At 54.9% G+C, this 22,679-nt stretch carries 17 protein-coding genes; 11 read left to right on the top strand and 6 right to left on the bottom strand.

The window, feature by feature from the left end; all coding sequences use genetic code 11:
* Positions 1–15 precede the first annotated feature (15 nt).
* Together INT32_RS01160 and INT32_RS01155 are read right to left on the bottom strand one after the other, a co-directional pair.
* A complete protein-coding gene (locus INT32_RS01160; RefSeq protein ID WP_193086897.1) occupies positions 16–621 on the bottom strand; it encodes a response regulator transcription factor in 606 nt (201 codons plus the stop codon).
* On the bottom strand, positions 618–2,372 hold the full coding sequence (locus INT32_RS01155; RefSeq protein WP_193087233.1) for a PAS domain S-box protein: 1,755 nt from the start codon (positions 2,370–2,372) through the stop codon (positions 618–620). Before INT32_RS01155 ends, INT32_RS01160 begins: the two co-directional genes overlap by 4 nt.
* Positions 2,373–2,664: 292 nt before the next feature.
* Here INT32_RS01155 and aceE point away from each other — a divergent pair, with 292 nt between their 5' ends.
* The 9 genes from aceE to INT32_RS01110 all read left to right on the top strand — a co-directional run bounded on the left by aceE (position 2,665) and on the right by INT32_RS01110 (position 15,583).
* Complete coding sequence (gene aceE / locus INT32_RS01150) at positions 2,665–5,367, top strand: pyruvate dehydrogenase (acetyl-transferring), homodimeric type (RefSeq protein WP_193086896.1); 2,703 nt, start codon at positions 2,665–2,667, stop codon at positions 5,365–5,367.
* Positions 5,368–5,378: 11 nt separating this feature from the next.
* Positions 5,379–7,124 (top strand): dihydrolipoyllysine-residue acetyltransferase, encoded by a 1,746-nt coding sequence (gene aceF, locus INT32_RS01145; protein WP_193086895.1) that lies wholly within the window; start codon positions 5,379–5,381, stop codon positions 7,122–7,124.
* An 8-nt stretch (positions 7,125–7,132) separates the two neighbouring features.
* Entirely contained in the window at positions 7,133–9,022 is a 1,890-nt protein-coding gene (gene lpdA / locus INT32_RS01140) for a dihydrolipoyl dehydrogenase (protein ID WP_193087232.1), read from the top strand.
* 207 nt (positions 9,023–9,229) lie between these two features.
* Entirely contained in the window at positions 9,230–10,537 is a 1,308-nt protein-coding gene (gene folC, locus INT32_RS01135; RefSeq protein ID WP_370540159.1) for a bifunctional tetrahydrofolate synthase/dihydrofolate synthase, read from the top strand.
* 32 nt (positions 10,538–10,569) lie between these two features.
* Positions 10,570–11,526 carry an SPOR domain-containing protein gene (locus tag INT32_RS01130; protein WP_193086893.1) on the top strand — a complete coding sequence of 319 codons (957 nt, stop codon included), beginning with the start codon at positions 10,570–10,572 and terminating at the stop codon, positions 11,524–11,526.
* A 15-nt stretch (positions 11,527–11,541) separates the two neighbouring features.
* The gene (locus tag INT32_RS01125; RefSeq protein WP_128394236.1) at positions 11,542–12,030 is read left to right on the top strand and encodes a CvpA family protein; all 489 of its coding nucleotides are present in this window, start codon (positions 11,542–11,544) and stop codon (positions 12,028–12,030) included.
* A 62-nt stretch (positions 12,031–12,092) separates the two neighbouring features.
* Positions 12,093–13,610: an amidophosphoribosyltransferase gene (gene purF, locus INT32_RS01120; RefSeq protein WP_193086892.1), complete on the top strand. Its 1,518-nt coding sequence runs from the start codon at positions 12,093–12,095 to the stop codon at positions 13,608–13,610.
* Positions 13,611–13,908: 298 nt separating this feature from the next.
* Entirely contained in the window at positions 13,909–14,364 is a 456-nt protein-coding gene (locus INT32_RS01115) for a MarR family winged helix-turn-helix transcriptional regulator (RefSeq protein WP_193086891.1), read from the top strand.
* The gene (locus tag INT32_RS01110) at positions 14,357–15,583 is read left to right on the top strand and encodes a multidrug effflux MFS transporter (protein ID WP_193086890.1); all 1,227 of its coding nucleotides are present in this window, start codon (positions 14,357–14,359) and stop codon (positions 15,581–15,583) included. Before INT32_RS01115 ends, INT32_RS01110 begins: the two co-directional genes overlap by 8 nt.
* Positions 15,584–15,616: 33 nt before the next feature.
* Here INT32_RS01110 and INT32_RS01105 read toward each other — a convergent pair whose 3' ends face one another.
* Genes INT32_RS01105 through map form a run of 4 tightly spaced genes read right to left on the bottom strand, consistent with a single transcriptional unit; the run spans position 15,617 to position 20,264 of the window.
* Positions 15,617–16,102, bottom strand: a complete 486-nt coding sequence (locus INT32_RS01105) for a disulfide bond formation protein B (RefSeq protein WP_193086889.1) — start codon at positions 16,100–16,102, stop codon at positions 15,617–15,619.
* On the bottom strand, positions 16,099–16,812 hold the full coding sequence (locus INT32_RS01100) for a MarC family protein (RefSeq protein WP_193086888.1): 714 nt from the start codon (positions 16,810–16,812) through the stop codon (positions 16,099–16,101). Before INT32_RS01100 ends, INT32_RS01105 begins: the two co-directional genes overlap by 4 nt.
* A gap of 7 nt (positions 16,813–16,819) precedes the next feature.
* On the bottom strand, positions 16,820–19,423 hold the full coding sequence (locus tag INT32_RS01095; protein ID WP_193086887.1) for a [protein-PII] uridylyltransferase: 2,604 nt from the start codon (positions 19,421–19,423) through the stop codon (positions 16,820–16,822).
* Positions 19,424–19,460: 37 nt separating this feature from the next.
* Complete coding sequence (gene map, locus INT32_RS01090; protein WP_193086886.1) at positions 19,461–20,264, bottom strand: type I methionyl aminopeptidase; 804 nt, start codon at positions 20,262–20,264, stop codon at positions 19,461–19,463.
* 463 nt (positions 20,265–20,727) lie between these two features.
* Here map and rpsB point away from each other — a divergent pair, with 463 nt between their 5' ends.
* A complete protein-coding gene (gene rpsB / locus INT32_RS01085; RefSeq protein WP_193086885.1) occupies positions 20,728–21,477 on the top strand; it encodes a 30S ribosomal protein S2 in 750 nt (249 codons plus the stop codon).
* Positions 21,478–21,670: 193 nt separating this feature from the next.
* Positions 21,671–22,546, top strand: a complete 876-nt coding sequence (gene tsf, locus INT32_RS01080) for a translation elongation factor Ts (RefSeq protein WP_193086884.1) — start codon at positions 21,671–21,673, stop codon at positions 22,544–22,546.
* Positions 22,547–22,679 lie beyond the last annotated feature (133 nt).

Genomic DNA, 22,679 nt, shown 5'->3' with positions numbered 1-22,679 from the left:
ATTGTTTTTGCAGTCCTACTTTACCAAAGCCACTTTCATTAAATCGGCGACCGTGGTCACTTCGAGTTTTTCCATAATATTGGCGCGATGCGCTTCGACAGTTTTGATACTGATATTCAAATCGTCGGCAATTTGTTTGTTCAGCCTGCCGGCCACAATGCGTTCAAGAACCTGTTGTTCGCGGGCCGTCAGGCGGCCAATAAGTTCTTCATGGTTTTTGCGGGCTTGTTGTTCGGAGGCGTTGCTGACCGCCTGTTCCAGCATGCGTGCGATGATTTCGCGAAGGTCCGCTTCGTTAAACGGTTTTTCCAGAAAGTCGACAGCACCCCTTTTCATTGTGGACACTGCCATGGGCACATCGCCGTGGCCCGTAATGAACACCACAGGAATGGTCGCCTTGCGTGCCACCAGTGTCTCTTGCAACTCCAGACCTGACATGCCAGGCATACGCACGTCGGCGATCAGCACGCTGATGACGTTCGGATTGTAGCCTTCGAGGAATTTTTCCGCGCTGTCGAAGGCCACGACCTGATAGCCGTTGGCCTCGAGGAGCCAGCGCAGCGAATCACGCACTGCTTCGTCATCATCTACGATATATACAATGCTGCTTGGGTTATTCATACGGTTAATTCCTCTTTGATAGGTGTGTCATTGGGCTCTTGTGGAGCACAGGGCAGGGTGAAATGAAACAGGGTGCCTCCGTCTGGATTGGCCTGTGCCCAGAGTCTGCCATGGTGTGACTCGATAATGGTGCGACATATATTCAGGCCCATTCCCAGCCCTTCGGATTTGGTACTGAAAAAAGGCTCGAACAGTCGTTCGGGCTCCTGTATGCCATGGCCACGATCGGTCACGACAAATTCGACCAGCGGGTTCTGCTGTTTTATTTCCACGGTCAGCAGGTCATGCTCGGAGTGGTTCATCGCTTCCAGGCCGTTCTTGACCAGATTCAGCAGCACCTGTTCGATCAGAATCGGGTCTGCCAGCACATGGGGGACATGATCGGGAATAATGGCTTCGATACGAATCTGCCGCTTGCGCGCATCGATTTCGGCGAAGTCCAGTGCATGTTCGACAATCTCTTCAACCGGTACGCGCTGGCGGCGTGGTTCACTGCGTTTGACGAATTCGCGGATGCGACTGACAATTTTGCCGGCGCGCTCAGCTTGGTTTGCCGCCTTTTCCAGTGCTGAAAGCAGCGATTCGTTGGTAGCCCGCCCTGATTTGAGCATGGCCACAGCGGCCATATTGTAATTGGCAATGGCGGTCAGCGGCTGGTTCAGTTCGTGCGCAAGCGATGAGGCCATTTCGCCCATGGTGGTCAGGCGGCTGGTGAGCTGGATTTTTTCCTGCTGGTTGCGCGACTCTTCTTCATGTTTGCGTCTCTCGGTAATGTCGCGCGCCACCTGCAGGCGAACGCGCCGGCCATCGGTCCAGACCAGCATGCGATGCTGCACTTCAAACCAGCTGTTGACACTGGGCGCATATTGTTCGATCGAGTCTTCGGTAAAACGGCCGCGCCGGCCGGCCAGCAGTTCGGCATGGCCCTGGGGCTGGGAGCCGAAAAGGCGGCGATAGGTACGGTTGGCAAACAACAACTCGCGTCCGTTCACTGTATCTGCCACTACGGAGATGGCGTCATCAAGCCCTTCGAGAACCGTCATGAAGCGCTCGTGGGCCGCCGCCAGGGCTTCGCGCACACGTTTGGGTTCGGTAATGTCGGTCATGGAGGTCATCCAGCCGATCTGCTCGCCATTGGGATCGCGCAGGGCAGAGACGTACATGCGCGAAGTAAAGCGCGAGCCGTCGCGGCGCTGCGCCTCGACTTCCAGACCGGTGCTGGGCGTTTTTCCGGACATCAGGATATCGAGCGTGCGCTGGTGTTCGTCGTAGCGACCGGGCACCCAATAGGGAAAGGGCGTGCTTTTGCCCAGCAGATCAGCCTCGTTCCATCCCATCATGCGACAAAAGGCTGGATTCACGTAGGCAATACGGCCCTGCATGTCCAGCACGCGCATGCCGGTTGACATGGAGTTTTCCATGGCGCGGCGAAAACTGGTTTCAGCCTGCAGGGCAGCTTCGGCATGTGAGCGAAAACGCGTATAGCGCCATAACGCGAGCAGGCTGATAATGATGATCAGGGAGAGGGCGATGACGAAAAAAAGCAGCCGCTGCTGTCGGGTTTCTTCGTCCATGGTAATGAACATGACGCTTTGGCTGTGCAAACGCTGCAGCCAGAAAAAACCGGCCATAACCAGCAGATACAGCACCAGAACAAAAACGGGGGTGATCCAGTACAGGCCGCGTTTTCTGAATTTTGCGCTATCGTAAAAAGACGAGGTAAGCAAAGATTTGCTTGGTAATTCGGGCATGCTCATGATCACAATTCGTAACCTGGACATTTTAAAGGAGTTAAATGCAAATTCACAGCAACTGTGCAAATTTTGTCATTTAGTCATGTTGCGCTGCAATGTAAATTTCACATTATAAAATGCAATATCATTATATAAAATATTTCTTGTCAGAGGCGGCCCGCTCTTTTAGAATGGGCACCAGTCAGGTGTACAAACCCGCAAACCGGGTTGTCCTGCGCACCGAAAATGGTATGGTTACACAAACACGATAGTGCCGTGGCCAGCATAAAAAATCGATATGGAGAACTGAATGTCTACATCAGATAAACCTCAGACAGGCAAATCCACAGATGTGGATAGCGTAGAAACCCAGGAATGGCTCGATTCACTGGAAGCAGTACTGGACAGAGAGGGCCCTGAACGCGCGCACTTTTTGCTCGAGCAACTGACCGATCTGGCACGCAGGTCCGGCTCCAACATTCCGTATTCCCCCCATACAGCCTATGTGAATACCATTCCGCCTGGACTTGAACCGCGACATCCCGGCAACATGGCCATGGAAGAGCGTATCCGCTCTTATGTGCGCTGGAATGCCATGGCGATGGTGGTCAGGGCCAATAAACACAATCCTGAGGATGGTGGCGATCTGGGCGGCCATATCGCGTCTTTTGCTTCGCTGGCAACCATGATCGGTTGCGGCCAGAATCATTTCTGGCACGCTGCGACCGAAGATCATGGCGGCGATCTGGTGTATTTCCAGGGTCACTCTTCACCCGGTGTGTACGGACGCGCCTATCTTGAAGGGCGCCTGACCGAAGACCAGTTGGACCACTTCCGCCAGGAAGTGGGCGGCAAGGGTCTGCCTTCCTATCCGCATCCCAAGCTCATGCCGGAATTCTGGCAGTTTCCAACTGTCTCCATGGGCCTGGGTCCATTGATGGCCATTTATCAGGCCCGTTTCCTGAAGTACCTGCACGCCCGCGGCATCGCCGACACCAGCAAACGCAAGGTCTGGGTATTCTGCGGTGATGGCGAAATGGATGAACCCGAATCCCTGGGCGCCATCAGCCTGGCTGCGCGTGAAAAACTGGATAACTTGATTTTCGTGATCAACTGCAACCTGCAGCGTCTTGACGGACCGGTACGCGGCAACGGCAAAATCATCCAGGAGTTGGAAGGGGAATTTCGCGGCAGCGGCTGGAATGTGATCAAGCTCATCTGGGGCGGTTACTGGGATCCACTGTTGGCGCGCGACAAGGAAGGCATTCTGCGCAAAGTCATGCAGGAAACCGTTGATGGCGAATACCAGGCCTGCAAGGCCAATGATGGCGCCTATGTTCGCGAACACTTCTTCGGCAAGGACCCGCGCCTGCTGGAAATGGTCAGCCGCATGAGCGACGAGGAAATCTGGCGCTTAAACCGTGGCGGTCACGACCCCTACAAAGTATATGCTGCATTTGACGCTGCCAAGAATTCGGTCGGCCAGCCTACCGTCATTCTGGCCAAAACCATCAAGGGCTATGGTCTGGGCGCAATCGCGCAGGGTCAGAACCCGGCTCACCAGCAAAAGAAACTGGACATCAATTCGCTCAAGGGCTTCCGCGACCGTTTCAATATCCCGATAGCCGACGAACAGCTTGAAAACCTGCCGTATTACAAGCCCTCTGAAGATTCGCCTGAAATGAAGTATCTGCGCCAGCAGCGCGAGAAATTGGGCGGGTACTACCCAAGCCGTCGTCCCCTGGCGGACGAAAAACTCAAAGTGCCGGCACTGGATGTTTTCAAGGCCGTGCTCGAGCCGACCAGCGAAGGTCGTGAAATTTCAACAACCCAGGCGTTTGTGCGCTTTTTGAATCAGCTGCTGCGCGACAAACAGCTTGGTGAGCGGGTTGTACCGATTCTGGCCGACGAATCGCGCACCTTTGGTATGGAAGGGTTGTTCCGCCAAATCGGTATTTATGCGCCGGAAGGACAGAAGTACACGCCTGTGGATAAAAATCAGGTGATGTATTACAAGGAATCGGCCGACGGCCAGTTGCTGCAGGAAGGGATCAACGAGGCGGGGGCATTTGCTTCGTGGATTGCCGCGGCGACATCCTATTCGACCAACAATCGCATCATGATTCCGTTCTTCATCTACTACTCGATGTTCGGATTCCAGCGGATTGGCGATCTGGCCTGGGCTGCCGGCGATATGCAAAGTCGCGGCTTCCTGCTTGGCGGTACGGCCGGTCGCACCACGCTCAATGGCGAAGGTTTGCAGCACGAAGATGGCCACAGTCATATTCTTTCTTCAACCATTCCAAATTGCGTCAGCTACGATCCGACTTTTGCGCACGAAGTGGCTGTGATCATGCAGCATGGTCTGAAGCGCATGGTTGAAAATCAGGAAAACGTGTATTACTACATCACGCTGATGAATGAAAACTATGCCCAGCCTGGCCTCAAAGAGGGCGATGCAGAAGGCATTATCAAGGGTATGTACAAACTGCAGTCCACAAGTGGCGGCAAGCATCATGTCCAGTTGATGGGGTCGGGTACCATTTTGCGCGAGGTCATGAAAGCCCAGGAACTGCTCAAGCAGGACTGGGATATTTCTTCGGATGTGTGGAGCGTTACCAGTTTTACCGAGCTGCGCCGCGAAGGCCTGGACGTGGATCGTCACAACCTGCTCAACCCCAATGGCAAACCGCAAGTGCCTTACGTTACCAAGCAGCTGGAAACGGCAGAAGGTCCGATCATTGCGTCGACCGACTATATGAAACTGTTTGCTGACCAGGTGCGGGACTTTATGCCCAAGGGGCGCACATACCGGGTGCTGGGCACCGACGGATTCGGCCGTTCCGACTTCCGTTACAAACTGCGTGAGCACTTTGAAGTGGATCGTCATTTCGTTGTTCTGGCTGCGCTCAAGGCGCTGGCCGACGATGGTACGATCGATAAATCAAAAGTGAGCGAAGCCATTCAGAAATATGGCATTGACCCCAACAAAGCCAATCCTCACCACGCATAAGGCAGATCATTATGAGCAATGTAATCGAAATTAAGGTTCCGGACATTGGTGATTTCAGTGAGGTGGAAGTCATTGAGTTGCTGGTGGCGCCGGGCGATACCATCAAGGAAGAGCAAAGCCTGATCACTGTTGAGTCGGAGAAGGCATCCATGGAAATTCCTGCTTCGGCTTCAGGCGTTGTTAAAGAGGTCAGCGTCAAGGTTGGCGACAAAGTGGCTGAAGGCAAGGTTATTCTGACCCTCGAAGCAGAGCAGGCTGCGGACGACAGCAAGCCTGCCGCCGGGAATGCGGCGAACGATGCTGCAAGCGACTCTCAGGAACGCACCTCGGGCGCAGACGAACCTGCGCAGGCGGACAAGGAGGAGCCTGCTGAGCAGCAAGAGGCAGCACAGCAGGCTGGCGCCGAAAGTGGCAGCGCCACGCTGGAGGTGACGGTGCCGGATATCGGCGACTTCAGCGAGGTAGAAGTGATTGAAGTGCTGGTTGCGCCGGGCGATAAAGTCAAGCAGGAGCAAAGCCTGATTACCGTGGAGTCGGATAAGGCATCCATGGAAATTCCTTCGTCTGACGACGGGGAAGTTGAGGCGGTGCTGGTCAAGGTGGGTGACAAAGTGGCCAAAGGCACGGCCATTGTCAAGCTCAAGTCTGGCGGTGGTTCTGCCAAAGCGGCTGCGGCGCCTGCCGAGACAAAGAGCAAGCCTGCCGATAGCAATGTCGACAAGGCCCAGGGCGAGCTGGCTGCTGCTGCCAAGGCGCCTGCGCCACAGGCAAGCGGCGCTGCGCAGCAACGCGTTTCACCAACGGCTGCTTTCGGCTCTGCCGTATCTGCCCGCAGTTTGCCGCATGCTTCGCCATCGGTTCGGAAATTCGCCCGCGAACTGGGTGTGGATCTGACCCAGATTACCGGTTCCGGAGAAAAGCAGCGCATTACGCAAGACGATGTTCGAAAATTCGTCAAGGCCGCGCTTTCTGTGGCCACCAGTACGTCTTCTACGACCACCAGTTCGCAAGTTGGCGGTGGCGGTTTAAGTGTTCTGGACTGGCCGAATATTGACTTCTCCAAATTCGGACCGATAGAAAGCAAGCCTTTGTCGCGTATCAAGAAAATTTCCGGCGCCAACCTGCATCGGAACTGGGTCATGATTCCGCATGTGACAAATAACGAGCAGGCCGATATTACCGAACTGGAAGCCTTCCGGGTTGCCATGAACAAGGAATATGAAAAGGCCGGCATCAAGTTCACCATGCTGGCGTTCCTGATCAAGGCCGTGGTGTCGGCACTGCAGAAATTTCCGGAATTTAACGCCTCGCTCAGTGGTGATAATCTGGTGCTCAAGCAGTACTTTCATGTCGGATTTGCAGCCGATACGCCAAATGGTCTGGTCGTGCCGGTGATTCGCGATGCCGACAAAAAAGCGGTCAGCCAGATTGCCAAGGAAATGACCGAGCTGGCCAAACTGGCGCGGGATGGCAAATTGTCGCCAGCCCAAATGCAGGGCGGGTGTTTTTCCATCAGTTCGCTCGGTGGTATTGGCGGCACAAGCTTTACGCCTATTATCAATGCGCCCGAAGTGGCCATTCTGGGCGTCTCCAAATCGTCCATGCAGCCGGTATGGAACGGTAAGGAATTTGCACCGCGCCTGATGTTGCCGCTGTCGCTTTCCTATGACCATCGTGTGATCGACGGTGCCGCTGCAGCGCGCTTTAACGCGTATCTGGCTGCAGTTCTGGCGGATTTCCGCCGTGTCCTGATCTGACGGAGATACTGATGAGTCAAGTAGAAATCAAGGTACCCAATATCGGCGACTTCGATGCGGTAGAGGTTATCGAAGTACTGGTCGCCGAAGGCGATACGGTCAAGGAAGAACAGAGCCTGATTACCGTTGAGTCGGACAAGGCATCCATGGAAATCCCATCTTCGGCTGCCGGCAAAGTTGTGTCCCTGTCGGTCAAAGTGGGTGACAAGGTTGCCGAGGGCGACGTAATTTTGATGCTTGAAGCTGCCGCGGCAGGTGCACAGGCTGCCAGCGACAAGCCAGCGGCGCAGGACAAGGCGCAGCCTGCTGCAAAAAGCGATGCGGCTGCGGCTCAGAAAGCGGCTGATGCTGGCGACGAGGGCAAAACACGGGACAGTGCCAGTGATTCGCCAAGCAAGTCGCCAGCGCCGGATACGGGTGACAAAAAATCCACAGACGTTGCTGCTCGCAGCGAGGTCAAGTACGCGCCTGTGGCATCGGCGCCTGCGGACGGTTGCGACGTGCTTGTACTGGGCGCCGGTCCTGGCGGTTATTCGGCTGCGTTCCGTGCCGCCGACCTGGGACTAAACGTGGTGCTGGTCGAACGCTACGCCACACTGGGCGGCGTATGTCTGAACGTCGGATGCATCCCCTCCAAAGCACTGCTGCACAGCGTAGCCGTACTGGAAGAGGCGAAACACCTTTCTCAGAACGGCATCACCTTTGGTGAACCGACCATCGATCTGGACAAGCTGCGAGCCAGCAAGGACAAGGTGGTTTCCACACTTACCGGTGGTCTGACCGGCATGGCCAAGGCGCGCAAGGTCAAGGTGATTCAGGGGTTGGGCGAGTTTGCCGACGAACATCATTTGACTGTGAAGAAAGATGATGGATCAAGCGAAACAGTGGCCTTCAAGCACGCCATTATTGCGGCTGGCAGTCAGTCGGTGAAACTGCCGTTTCTGCCGGAAGACGAAAGGATCGTCGATTCCACCGGTGCCTTGAAACTGAAAAGCATTCCGGAAAAAATGCTGATTATAGGCGGCGGCATTATCGGCCTGGAAATGGGCACGGTCTATTCCGCGCTTGGCGCACGCCTGGATGTTGTTGAAATGCTCGATGGCCTGATGCAGGGCGCAGATCGCGATCTGGTCAAGGTATGGCAAAAGAAAAACGAAGACCGTTTCGATCAGATCATGGTCAAAACCAAAACGGTTGCGGCCCAGGCCAAGCCCGATGGTATCTGGGTCACGTTCGAGGGTGAAGCGGCGCCTGCCGAGCCACAAAGATATGATCTGGTTTTGCAGGCGGTGGGGCGTTCTCCCAACGGGGCAAAAATCGGGGCCGACAAGGCTGGGGTTCAAGTGTCTGAGCGCGGGTTCATTGAAGTTGATGAGCAGATGCGTACCAACGTGTCGCATATTTTTGCCATTGGCGATATCGTGGGCCAACCCATGCTGGCGCACAAGGCCGTGCATGAAGCGCATGTGGCTGCCGAAGTCATCGCAGGGCACAAGAGTTATTTTGATGTCCGCGTTATTCCTTCTGTTGCCTATACCGATCCGGAAGTGGCTTGGGCAGGTTTAACAGAGGAAGAAGCCAAGACGCAGGGCATCAAGTACGAAAAGGGCGTGTTCCCATGGGCGGCGTCGGGCCGGGCCATTGCCAATGGTCGCTCCGAAGGCTTTACCAAGTTGCTATTTGACGCCGAGACCCATCGAATCATTGGCGGCAGCATCGTGGGCACCCATGCCGGCGACCTGATTTCCGAAGTGGCCCTGGCCGTGGAGATGGGTGCCGATTCCGTTGATATCGGCAAGACCATTCATCCTCATCCTACGCTTGGCGAATCGGTGGGCATGGCGGCAGAGGTCGCGCATGGTACATGTACCGATTTGCCTCCGGTCAAACGCAAGTAGACCGGTTGGCTTGTGCGGCCACTGATGGCAGCTGCACATAGTATGCGCCGTTGTTGTCGCAGCAGGATACTGTCGTGTCATCTGGTTTTCTGCGGACTGCACAGGCTGCAGGCAAGTGAAGAACACTCTTATTTCCGGTTAACGCCGAAAATAGGGGTGTTTTTCATTTTGATGACTTAAAATTCTGCTTTCGGGTATTTCATTTTTATTATGTCTGCCGTTCCTACTAGTAAGCACTCGCTGGCCGATTGGCTAGCTTATCTTGAATCGCTGCACCCCACGGCAATCGAGCTCGGCCTGGACCGGGTCAGAACGGTAGCCCAGCGCCTGCAGGCCTGTGAGGGCGGCGGCGTCAAAATCATTGTGGGCGGCACCAACGGCAAAGGCTCCACCTGCGCCATGCTCGAGGCCATTTATCTGGCCGCCGGATACAAAACCGGCCTGTATACCTCTCCGCATCTGATCGATTTCAATGAACGCATCCGTCTTCGTGGCGAACTGGCTACAGACGAGCAAATCGTCCGACAACTGGCGCACATCGAGATGGCGCGCGGCGAAATATCTCTCACCTACTTCGAATACACCACGCTGGCTGCGCTGTTGCTGTTCAAGGAACACCAAACCGACGTGGCCATTCTTGAAGTCGGCCTGGGCGGGCGACTGGACGCAGTCAATATCGTGGATGCAGATTGCTCCATCGTTACCAGCGTCGATGTTGATCATATCGAATGGCTCGGGGATACCCGGGAGAAAATCGGCTGGGAAAAGGCGCATATTTTCCGCAAGGGAAAGCCGGCCATTTGCAGCGACCCGCAGCCGCCGCAGTCAGTGCTGGACTACGCCCGCGAGATTGAAGCGGATCTGTGGCTGTTCGGACACGATTTCAACTATTCGGCCGACAAGCAGCAATGGGCTTTTGCCGGCCGCAACCAGCGGCGCAATGCGCTGGCGTATCCCGCCTTGCGTGGCGCTAATCAGTTGCTCAATGCTTCGGCTGCGCTGGCGGCAATCGAGTCGTTGCGGGACCGGCTTGCTGTTCCACAGCAGTCGGTGCGCCAGGGCTTGATTCAGGCGGCGCTGCCCGGACGCTTTCAGATTATTCCCGGACAGCCTACCGTGGTGCTCGACGTGGCGCACAACCCGCATGCAGCGGCAGTGCTTGCTCACAATCTTGATAGCATGGCCTATTTTCCCTATACCCATGCGGTGGTCGGCATGGTCAATGACAAGGATTGCGACGAGATCATCAAAAAGTTCGGCCGCAAGGTGGATCACTGGTATTGCGCCAGCCTTGATGGCGAGCGCAGTCGTAGCGGCCATGATATCGCCGAAAGAGTGCGCGGGCAGTTGCCGGCCGATGCAGAAGGGTTACCAACCGTAACGGTTTTCGATTCTCCGGCTGCTGCCTATGATTCTGCGCGTTCAAAGGCCGCCGACAATGATAGAATAGTCGTGTTTGGCTCGTTTTTAACCGTGGCCGCAGTTTTACAGCATTTGGGGCGTCCAGCCGTCTGAAGCTTATCTTTATAAATAGTCGGGAATAAGTTATGGGTTTATTCAATTCACAAGATAATAATCGGCCGGGACAACGCCGTACCCAGTCTGAGCAGAACCAGGCAAATGACCTGCGGGTCAAGGCCAGAAACCGGCTGATCGGCGCGATTATTCTTGTTCTGGCCGCGATCATTATCGTGCCTATGGTGCTCGATACCGGCGGCACAGACAGTACGCCGACGCCGGCCCAGAAACCGCCCTTGGTATCGGGCGGGGGCAGCGACAGCAATTCCCTGTCCGTGACGACAACGCCGGGCGTTGAATCCAGCGGTCCAAGTTCCACATCACAGCAGGCTACCGTTGATGGCAGTGTGCCGCAGACTCCACCGGTGACAGGATCGGTCGCTGCAGGGACCGCTGAGCAGCCGCAGGACCCGGGAGTAGCGCCGGAAACCCAGGAGCCGGGATTGACAGGGCTGACCGAAGCCATTGATCCGAACCGATCCATCGCTTCGGGTACCGCAAACCAGCCGGTAACGCCTGAGGATCAGGCCGAGCAGGCAAAGCAGGAAGCTGCTGCTCAGGCTAAAGCCCAGGCAGATGCCAAAAGGGCGGCAGAACGCAAAAAGGCCGCAGCCAACAAAGCCGCTGAGCAGCCTAAAAAGCCTGGCGTGATCAGGGACAGCAACCGTACCGATGATGGCTCCCGTGCGCTGGCTATCCTGGAAGGCCGTGAACCTGCACAGGCGGAGAAAAGCAAACCCAAGGTCACCTCGGGAGATTATTCGCTGCAGATCGCTTCCTACGGCTCTGCGGATGACGCACAAAGCCGCCGCAGCAAACTGGCTACCGAGGGCGTATCCAATGTATATGTTCAGAATTCTGTCGTAAACGGCAAGCAGATTTATCGTTTGCGCGTAGGCCCGTTCAAATCACGTGAGGCTGCACAGGCAGCGCAAACCCGCCTTCGTTCACTGGGTTATGACAACGGTTTCATCTCGTCGAATTGATATCCATGCATCGAAGTGACCGAATTTGATTACACCTGCCTTGGGATTATCGCGATCTCGGGGCTCCTTGGATTAATGAGAGGGTTTCTTAAAGAAGCCTTCTCATTAATCGCTTATGCTGCCGCATTTATTGGCGCGATCTGGTGGGGCCCGGTGGTTTATCCCTGGGTGATGCAATACATCAACAACGCGCTGATCAGCATGGGCATCGGGTACGCGGTGGTATTTATCGCCATTTTACTGGTTGTCGGTCTGGTCAATGTGACGCTGGCAACCCTGATTGAGGCCACGGGCCTGGGACCGGCCGATCAGGGGCTCGGCATTTTGTTCGGCATCGCCCGTGGTGTCATGATTATCCTGATACTGGTTGTACTTGCTGGTTATACGCCATTTCCCAAGGAGCCCTGGTGGGTCAATGCCAGATTTTCACCCATGGCGATGATGGCGGTGCATGAAATCAAGCTGCGCCTGCCAGACAGCATCGGGTCGTATTTACCTTATTAGTTTTCTTCCCTTAGTTTTCTTCCCTTAGTTTTCTCTCTCGTATTTTTCAGGATAGGCTTTTTATGTGCGGAATTATCGGTATCGTCGGGCGCGGTCCAGTGAATCAACTGGTATACGACAGTCTGCTGTTACTGCAACATCGTGGACAGGATGCAGCCGGCATTGCGACCGCCTACGGCAACCACTTCAATATGTACAAGGCCCATGGCCTGGTGCGCGACGTATTTCGCACTCGCAATATGCGCGATCTGCCTGGCCATTCCGGTATCGGACAGGTGCGTTATCCAACGGCCGGCTCCAGCGATTCGCTGGAAGAGGCGCAGCCATTTTATGTCAACGCGCCTTTCGGCATTACGTTTGCCCACAATGGCAATCTGACCAACTGGCGTGAACTGCGCGAGTCGCTGTTCAATGTAGATCAGCGCCATATCAATACCAATTCAGATTCTGAAGTCTTGCTCAATGTACTGGCGCATGAACTGCAATCGGCTGCAAAGGGCAGCACCCTGGATCCGGCCGCGATCTTCAGCGCTGTGGCTGCATTGCACCGGCGAGTCAAGGGGGCGTACTCGGTGGTTGCGCAAATTGCCGGATATGGGTTGCTGGCTTTCCGCGATCCATTTGGCATCCGGCCGCTCTGTTTGGGTAAGTACGAATCCGAACTGGGCGCGGAGTGGATGGTGGCATCTGAATCGGTTGCGCTTGAAGGTAGCGGGTTTGATTTCGTTCGTGATATTGGTGCCGGCGAAGCCGTGTTCATTGACTTGGATGGTAATGCGCATGAGCAGCAATGCGCCGACAATCCGGTGCTCACGCCCTGCATTTTCGAGTATGTCTATTTTGCCCGCCCCGATTCCACCATTAATGGCGTAAATGTCTACAATGCACGCCTGAAGATGGGTGAGTACCTTGCCGATAAAGTGGCCAGGCAGTTACGCTTGCGGGAAATTGATGTCGTGATGCCCATTCCTGATTCTTCCAGGCCGGCCGCAATGCAGCTGGCCTCCAAGCTCAAGCTTGAGTATCGTGAAGGGTTCATCAAGAACCGGTATGTGGGTCGCACCTTTATTATGCCCGGGCAGGCGGTACGCAAAAAATCGGTCCGCCAGAAATTGAACGCCATGAGTGTTGAGTTTAAGGACAAAAATGTGCTGCTGGTGGATGACTCCATTGTACGTGGCACGACCAGTCGCGAGATTGTCGAGATGGCAAGGGCGGCCGGAGCCCGGAAAGTGTTTTTCGCCTCGGCCGCGCCTCCTGTCTGTTTTCCCAATGTCTACGGTATTGACATGCCAACCCAGGATGATTTGATCGCCAACGGCAGAACGCCTGAAGAAGTTGCAGCCGAGATTGGCGCAGACGGCCTGGTGTATCAGGACCTGGCTGACCTGAAAGCGGCCATTTCGGATTTGAATCCGGCGCTCACTCAGTTTGAAGCCTCCTGCTTTGACGGCCAATATGTTACTGGCGATGTTGATAGCGCTTATCTGGAAAGACTGCGCCTGACCAGGCATCAGGTCAAGGAAGGCCAGGCGGTTGGCGGCCTGCAATTTAATATGGGGTACGCAGCGAACGTTTAAGCGTAGTGTGCGCTTTAGTCCCTGTCTGTGCAAAGCAGCAGGGACGCTATTTATACCGTAGAGCCGTGTTCATAACGGGCGCTATGAATCTGACCAAACAAGTGCCGTTGGATTTAAAAGGGCGTCATTGCGGCGAACGTTAGCAGATCACAGAATTATTCCCAAGAATTATCCCATTTGCGTCGGTAATGCCGATTCATTGTCGTCTGGTGTGTTTCGGAATATAATTGACATATCATCTATTGATAAGTCACTTATGTCTCTCTCCAATACAACCACAAAACCTGATTGCGGACGAATGCTTCTCTCTCTTTCGGGACAAATCAATCGTCAGTGGCGCAGGGCACTGGATCGCCGCCTGCAGCCTTTGGGGCTGACCGAGGCTACCTGGTTACCGTTGCTGTACATTGCAAGGGCAGCGCAGACATTGCGTCAAAAGGATCTGGCCGCGCTGATGGGGCTCGATAGCTCATCGGTGGTGCGTCTGCTCGAGGGTCTGCAAACTGCGGGTTACATCCAACGTCTGGAAGGCACGGACCGGCGTGAAAAAATCATCCACCTGACCGATACCGGTCGGCAAACAGTATCCAGCGTCGAGCGGGTAGTGCATGAAGGCCGGCGTCGCCTATTCCTGGATATTGATGACGCAGATCTGGAAACAACCCGAACGGTATTGCAACAGCTTCTGGACACACTGGAATCACTGGACGGCGCGCTCTGGTCTGATACGGATGGCACCGATTCTCATGCCTGAAAAAATCGTCATACGCGCGCCATTGTGGCTGTTGGTGCTGGTAACGCTGAGCGGCACCCTGGCCATGCATATGTTTGTGCCGGCCATGCCGGATGCTGCGGCCGATCTTGGCGCCAGCATGAGCGCCATGCAAATGACGATCAGCCTGTATATACTTGGCCTGGCTTTCGGCCAGCTGATCTATGGTCCGCTCTCGGATGGGTTCGGCCGGCGCCCGATGCTGCTTGCCGGCCTGTCGATCTATGTGCTGGCCGGCGTGGCAGCGGCCTTATCGCAAAGCGAGTCTACGCTGGTGTTGGCGCGGCTGTTTCAGGCGTTGGGCGGATGTGCCGGCCTGGCGCTGGGGCGGGCCATTGTACGCGATACGGCGGCAGGCGATAGTGCGGTCAAGGACCAGGCGTTACTCAACCTGATCATGATGGCCGGGCCGGGTCTGGCCCCGTTGCTAGGGTCGTTCCTTACCTTGCAATTCGGTTGGCGCGCTGTTTTCTATGCACTCGTATTGCTGGGCGTCATTACTTTGCTTTCGACCTGGCGATTGCTGCCGGAAACCGGTGCGCCAACGGGTAAAGTGAGGCCGGCCGCTTTGGCCTTGGATTACAAATCGTTGCTGCGTTCTCCGTCGTTTCTGGCTTATGCGTTTGGCGGTGGCTGCGCCACGACTGCCATTTATTCCTTTATTGCCGCCGCGCCTTTCATCATTACGATGGATTTGCATCGATCCGTACAAGAAGTAGGCATATATCTGGCCCTGTTGATCGTTGGGCTGTCGGTAGGAAATGCGGCGACGCGGCAACTGATCGGTCGCTATTCGCTTGAGCGACTGCTGATTGGCGGCAATGCGCTAAGTGTTGTTGCGGCCTTGCTGCTGCTGGCCTCTACGCTGGCCGATCTGCTGCATATCGTTAGCGTGACAGCGCTGATGTTCGTATTTGCAATCGGCGCTGGCATTGCAAGCCCGGCGGCCCTGACCAAGGGGCTGAGTGTGGATCGTCATTTGATTGGCTCGGCAGCAGGCTTGTATGGTTTTACACAAATGTTGGTGGGGGCCATCTGTACGTCGCTGGTCGGGCTTGGAGATGATCCCGCGCTCACGGCATTTACGGTGCTTGCATGCACCGCTATCCTGGGTCAGGCTGGATTATGGTTCGGCATGAAACAGGACCGGCGCCTGTCGCATAACGTATTGGCCTCGGATGCGTCGGCGGGTCATCACTAAAACGGTCTGCGGCCGACGCCGGAGGCTGTTATGCTATATGCGGGAAGTGCGCTGTGTTTTCCCGAACAATGCGTAGCCACTCAACACGAGCAATACGACAAACAACAGTAACGCCCACAGGACATATTCAACGCCAAGCACACTCACTTTGGCGTCCATGCAGGTGGCATAAATGCCGAAAAGCCAGGGCGCCAGGCTATCGAGTCCGGTGGTTCTGGACATAAATATGTCAGCAAATGTACGGTCGCATGACACCATTTCTGCCGCAACCGTATGCTGATACCATGCTGCTACGATACCGGCGATGGACAATGCGAAGGACAACAGGGCCATCATGCGCTTTGCAGCCCCCGGAATCAGGTTGCCCAGCAGGCAGACCCCCGCGATAAGCAACAGAATGAGCCGCTGCAGCACACACCATGCGCAAGGCGGCATGTTGAAAACATGCTGGCTGACAAGTGCAACAGCCAATGCAAGCAGGCAGAGCAGGGCAATGAGATTCAGGCGAGACTGGGTCATAGAGAGGTTCTGGAGTAGGTTGAATAAATATCGGCAAACAGGCGCATGATCAGCTCATGTGCGCCGTCCCACATAATCTGGACGCCGATACACAGCAGAATGAAAGCGGACAGCCGCATGAATACGGCGGTCCCTGAAGCGCCCAGACGGGCAAGAAAGCGCGCGGCAAAACGCAGGCAGAAAAACAGGATAGTGCTGACGCTGATCACCGCCAGGATCATGGCGCTCACGCTCATGACGCCCGCGCCTGCGCTGATAAAATCAAAGGAAGCCCCAACGGTAATAGCCGCCGATATACTGCCCGGCCCGCAGGCGATCGGGAAGGTGAGCGGGTAGAAGGCGCTGGACTTTACTTTTTCCTGCGAATAATTTTCCACCAGTTTTTCATGGGCATCGGTATCCGGATCTTTCGCATTGACCAGTTGCCAGGCACTGGCCACGACCAGCAGGCCGCCACCGAGACGGACAATGGGCAGCGAGAGGCCGAAAAAACTCAATACCATATTGCCAAACAGCGCGGCAAGCGTGAGCATCACAAAAACGTTGATTGAAATGCGCTTGGCCAGCAGCTTGCGGGTTGAGGCGCTGGCCCCTTCGGTCATGGTCAGGAAGATGGGCGCAACTGCGGGTGGGTTTACGATAGGCAGCAGCGTGGCAAGGACAAACAGAAAACTGCGGCTGAAAATCAGGATATATTCATTAATGCTCATTGTTGTTTTATTTCTGCGCGGTCAGGTTGTTGATTGCGGTCAGCAAGTCACGTTTAAACTGCATTTGGGTGCGAGGATTATCCAGCGCATTGCCGCCGAGAATGAAAATATCCTCGACCCGGTCTCCCAGTGTCATGACCTTGGCCATTTGCAGGTTAATCTGGTGCCGCTTGAAGGTGTTGGCAAGCGCATAAAGAATACCAGGGCTGTCCATCGCTGTAATTGACAATCGCCAATACTGACTGTTTTCATCAGGCAAAAGTTCAATAAGAGGCACCAGCGGGAACGTGCGCGAGCGGCGAACATTGGCGCCCACGACATAGCGGTTGCTCTTTAAGGTCAAGGGTTCATTCTGTGCCGGCAGCGGCGTGTTCAGCCGGTTGCGCAAGCCGTGTTCGATCAGCGGCACATTGGAGCGGATGTCCGCGTCAATGGCTGCACTGTCCACCACGAAACTGTCCAGCGCGTAGCCCTGGCGCGTCGTGTGGATGCGGGCGTCCAGAATATCAATGCGTTGTTCGTAGAAATACGAGCAGATTTGCTCAAACAGATCGAGGCGATCGGGTGTGTACACCATCACCTGAATGCCTTCGTTATTTTCGGTAGGACGGGCGCGGACCTGGGCCCCTACCTGCGGTAGCATGCGATACAGAAGGCGGGTATGCCAGGCGATATCTCTGGCTTCGTGCCGTAAAAAATAGGCTACATCCAGGGTATTCCAGAACCGATCCCGGTCCTCGTCGCTGATGCCCGAAAAACGTACCAGCGCGATCGCGTCATTCTTGCGTTGCGTCAGTACCGATTGCCGGTCGAAAACGTTGGTTCCCAAGGCGGTCAGGGTGTAATGGTACAGGTCTTCAAGCAATTTGCCTTTCCAGGCGTTCCAGACTTTGGGGCTGGTGCCGCGAATATCGGCGACAGTGAGCAAATAAAGGGCGGTCAGGCGGCGTTCCGTGCCTACGATATCGGCAAACTCCTGGATAACCGAGGGCTCGGACAGATCCCGTTTCTGGGCGAACGCAGACATAGTCAGATGGTGTACTACCAGAAACTCGACCAGCGCGCGATCTTGCGGATCCAGATTGTGGTCGCGGGCGAATTTACGCACTTCCAATGCACCCAGTGTCGAGTGATTGCCGCCACGCCCTTTGGCGATGTCATGAAACAGGGCGGCCACATACAGCAGCCAGTGCTGGTCCATGTCGGCAATCAGCCGGCTGGCCAGCGGATATTCCTGGGCATGTTCGGGCATGGTGAAGCGGCGAATATTGCGGATCACCATCAGTGTGTGCTGGTCAACGGTGTATACGTGAAACAGGTCGTGCTGCATTTGTCCCACGATTTTCCGAAATACCGGAATGTACTGGGGCAAAATGCTGAGCATGGTCATTCGTCTGAAGCTGTGCACGATGCCGGTGGGCTGCTGCAGTATTTGTAGAAACAGCCATTTGTTCACCGGATTGCGGCGAAACTGTGCGTCGATCCTGTGGCGTGAGCTCCAGATCTGTCGTTGTAGCTTGGCCGACATGTCATTGACTTCCGGGTGCTGTTGCAATACCAGAAAGGCTTTCAGAAGCAGTTGCGGTTTGCGCTCGAATGCGTCGTCTGCGACAAGATCAAGCTGCTGACCAACGCGGCAGAAGTCTTCATCGATCATGACACTGCAATCTTTGACCGGGAAAAAGTACTCCCGGAAACTTTGCATCATGATGTGGTTCATCAGATAGACAATTCTGGCGGCCCAGTAATAGCGCTGCATGAGAATTTCGCTCGGACGCCGGGTATCGGTGGCCTTGATGCGGTATACCTCGGCCAGCAGCGGCTGATTATGGAACATCAGGCGGTCGTCACGTTTTCCCGCAAGCAAATGCAGGTCTATGCGCAAGCGCTTGAAAGCCTGCTCGGATTTGGCGCATTTGGCTGCTTCGTCGCGCGTCATCATGTCGTGCGTGACCAGGTCGCGCCAGGTGCCCGATAGCCCGGCAGCTAGACTGATCCACCGAATCATCTGTAGATCGCGCAGGCCTCCCGGTGATTCCTTGCAATTGGGTTCAAGCGAATAGGGCGTTTCACTGTAACGTGCGTATCGCTGCTGCAGCTCGAGCTGCTTGGCCAGAAAGAAATCCTGGGGATTCAACTGTTCGCGAAACCGCGCTTCAAGCGCGGACACAAGCTTGCGATTGCCCAGAATAAAACGCAATTCAAGCAAGCCGGTTTCAATCGTGATATCGGCGGCGCTCTCGCTCAGGCATTCGTCGATGGTCCGCACGCTATGGCCGATGTCCAGGCCCAGGTCCCATAAGGACGACACGAATTGCTCCAGAAGCGCTTTGTCGCCATCCTCGGGCGGTCGCTGCAAAAGGATAAGCAGATCGATATCCGAATAGGGAAACAGTTCGCCCCGTCCATATCCGCCGATTGCGCACAGGCTGGCGCCGGCGGGCAAGGGAAAACTGGCGGCCAGCTCCTTCATTGCCTGGTCGGTGTGTTTCCTGAGCGCTGCCAGCAGCGAATCCGGACGCGATCTGTGCTGGCGGTAATTGTCCACGGCCTGTGTTTTCTGCGCCTGCAGGCGGTTACGGATCGCGGTAGCCGGACTCACAGTGTTCATGAATGTCCTTCGGGCCTCATGGTGTGCAAACTGGCTGTCAGGGCAGGCTCTTGACGAAAGCAGGCGGGGCAGGCATGCCCGGCGAGCGCGTCAATACATCGTAGCCGCTCTCGGTCACGATCAGCGTATGCTCCCACTGTGCAGACAGACTATGGTCGCGGGTGACCACAGTCCACTGATCCGCCAATACCCGCGTTTCCCGGCGACCGGCGTTGATCATGGGTTCGATGGTGAAGACCATGCCCTGTTCCAGAGTGAGACCCTCGCCGGGTTTGCCATAGTGGAGCACTTGTGGGTCTTCATGAAAGCGCTGGCCGATACCATGTCCGCAATATTCCCGAACGACGGAAAAGCCGTTGCTTTCAGCGTGTTTTTGAATCGCGTGGCCGATATCGCCAAGCGTTGCGCCGGGACGCACTTGTTCTATACCGAGCCACATGCATTCATAGGTGATGTCGGTCAGGCGTCGGGCCAGAATGGACGGGGCGCCCACGTAGAACATGCGGCTGGTATCGCCGAACCATCCGTTCTTGATGATGGTGACGTCAATATTGAGCACATCGCCCGATTTGAGCTTTTTGTCACCCGGGATGCCATGACAGATGACATGGTTGACCGAAGTGCATACGGCGCCGGTGAAGGGCGGGTAGCCTGGGGGCTGATAGCCGATGGTGGCCGATTCGACGCCCATCTCTGTCATAAAATCGTGACAGATTTTGTTGATTTCGCCGGTGGTCATGCCCGGTTTGATTTGAGGGGCGACATGATCGAGGACCCGGGCGGCGTCTTCGCAGGCTGCCCGCATGGCATCAATGTCCTGCTGATTTGTGAGTGTGGCCATAACTGCTTGAGTAAATGAGTGAAATAATAGTAGAATTATAGGCTTTCCCGGATTTGTGTGGCGAATCTTTGGTAAAAGCAGCCAGTTATCAGGGTTGCCGGGGGGTGCCACACAGTGTACAGGGCAATGGCCCTGGCTTGCAAAGCCGTGCGTCAGAATTGGTAATGCCAAGTTGAGATTGCCTTTAATACAAAAGACGTTATTACCAAAGACGTGAATACTAACACCAAAGGCATTAATGCCAATCATTAATACCAAGATGTCAGGTATCCAAGGTAATGCGACGTCAAGGCATGACGACTCATAGGTAGGCCAGAGCGGGTGGCGGGAAAAAATGCTGGAAAGTCTCAGTGAAGTTTGTTTTTTATTTTAATAGCGCGCCGTTTTTCCTAGGGTGTTGATTATATACAACAAAATCAATATCAAGACGGTGCTGGAACTTAACCCTTTGGAGTTATAAATCATGTCATTAATGCGTGAAATGCTTGAAGCTGGTGTGCACTTTGGCCACCAAACCCGTTACTGGAACCCCAAAATGTCTCAGTACATTTTCGGTCACCGTAACAAAATCCATATTATCAATCTGGAAAAAACCGTTGCCAGCTTTCTGGAAGCCCAGAAATTCGCACGCCAGATTGCCTCTCGTGGCGGCAACATCCTGCTCGTGGGAACAAAACGCGCTGCCCGTGAAATTATTGCCGAAGAAGCGGCACGTTGCGGTATGCCCTTTGTAGACAGCCGCTGGCTGGGCGGCATGATGACCAACTTCAAAACGGTCAAAACGTCCATCAAGCGCCTCAAGGACATGGAAGCGGCTGTTGCTGACGGCAGCAAAGAGCGCATGAGCAAGAAAGAAGGTCTGATGTTCGATCGCGAAATGGATAAGCTGAACAAATCCATCGGCGGCATCAAGGACATGAACACCTTACCTGACGCGTTGTTCGTTATCGACGTCGGGTATCACAAAATCGCCATCCAGGAAGCCCGTACACTGGGTATTCCCGTTATCGCAGTTGTCGATACCAACCACTCTCCGGACGGTGTTGAGTACGTGATCCCAGGAAACGATGACTCTGCCAAAGCGATCGCGCTGTACGCAAAAGGAATTGCAGACGCAGTTCTGGAAGGCCGCGAGCAGAATCTGAACGGCGTGGTTGAAACCATCGTCGAAGGTGAAGAAGAGTTCGTCGAAGAAGTACCGGAAAACAACTAAGCTTTACTGCAGCACAATGCGCCCGTCGCTCACGGGCGCATTCGTCAAATCCGGCAATACTTGCAGCGCGGTTTGCCGCTATCATGTCATCCGCACCTGCTATTGTCACTATTTCGAGTGGCACGGGCCTGTTCCGCGTCGCATCTCTTTCCTGCCATAGCAGGATCGTTCAATAAATTTAACTGGAGTTATCATGGCTGTGATTACCGCCTCAATGGTCAAAGAGTTACGGGAAAAAACCGACGCCCCCATGATGGAATGCAAAAAAGCCCTCTCCGAAGCAGAGGGCGATATGGCGCGCGCGGAAGAAATTTTGCGTGTCAAGCTGGGTAGCAAAGCCAACAAAGCCGCGTCGCGTGTGACCGCCGAAGGCCTGATTGGCTTGTATATTGCTCCTGAAGCAACAACTGGCGCCGTTGTTGAAGTCAATTGCGAAACAGACTTTGTTGCCAAAAACGAAGATTTCATCAATTTTGTCAACAGCGTCGCCCAGCTGATCGCTGAAAAGAACCCTGCCGATGTTGCGGCCCTGGCCGACTTGCCAATGGGCGAGGGCACGGTTGAAACGACGCGCGCCGCGCTGGTAGGCAAAGTGGGTGAAAATATGGCCATTCGCCGTTTCACCCGTTTCGAGACCGAAGACCAACTGGCCAGTTATGTGCATGGCGGCCGTATCGGCGTTCTGGTTGATTACAAGGGTGATGCCGAAGTGGGTAAGGACTTGGCCATGCACGTTGCCGCAACCAAGCCTAAAGCGCTGGATGCCTCAGGTGTTGCCCAGTCTGATATCGATGCCGAACGCTCTGTTGCCGAGCAGAAAGCGGCCGAGTCAGGCAAGCCTGCCGAGATCGTTGCCAAAATGGTCGAAGGTTCTGTCGCTAAATTCCTCAAGGAAGTAACGTTGATGAACCAGCCCTTTGTCAAGAACGACAAGCAAAGCGTTGAGCAAATGCTCAAAGAGAAAAAAAGCAGCATCAATCGCTTCTCTCTGTTTGTGGTCGGTGAAGGCATTGAAAAGAAATCAACCGACTTTGCAGCAGAAGTTGCCGCTGCAGCTGCTGGTAACTAACTTCTCTTTATTGCGGTTGCGGTTTGCAGCAACGCATGCAGGCGCGACCGGCGATAAAGCAGTTGTCTAATACAGGCCACCCGTTCGTTTACGGGTTGTCAGTCCAAAGAATCCCCTTTTAAGGGGATTCTTT

The organism is Advenella sp. FME57 (assembly GCF_014897675.1).
In the GTDB taxonomy this organism is placed as follows: Bacteria; Pseudomonadota; Gammaproteobacteria; order Burkholderiales; family Burkholderiaceae_B; genus Advenella.
The sequence above is the reverse complement of the archived record's forward strand: the minus strand, read 5'-3'. Positions and strand labels throughout refer to the sequence as shown.